At 70.1% G+C, this 268-nt stretch carries 1 protein-coding gene; it reads right to left on the bottom strand.

Annotated features, from left to right (window positions below):
• A partial coding sequence (locus N5079_RS35275; protein ID WP_261588566.1) for a condensation domain-containing protein occupies positions 1-268 on the bottom strand: 268 nt, incomplete at both ends.

The raw sequence follows: 268 nt of genomic DNA, 5'->3' as shown, positions 1-268 counted from the left end.
CGGACGGCCCCGACCCGCCACCGGAGTCCCCACACTGATGTCGCCCTGACCGCTGTAACGCCCAAGCAGAGCCTGGAACGCCGCCAGCAACGTCATGAACAACGTCGCCCCCTGCTCCCGCCCGACCTGACGTAATCCATCGAGAAGAGGCGCCGGAAACGCGAACCGCTCCACCGCGCCCCGATAGGTCGCCACCGCCGGGCGGGGACGGTCGGAGGGCAGCTCCAGCTGAGCCGCGCCCGTCAGCTTCTCCCGCCAGTAGGCAAGG

It is taken from the genome of Planotetraspora sp. A-T 1434 (assembly GCF_025420585.1).
Classification (GTDB): domain Bacteria; phylum Actinomycetota; class Actinomycetes; order Streptosporangiales; family Streptosporangiaceae; genus JAOEGB01.
The sequence above is the reverse complement of the archived record's forward strand: the minus strand, read 5'-3'. Positions and strand labels throughout refer to the sequence as shown.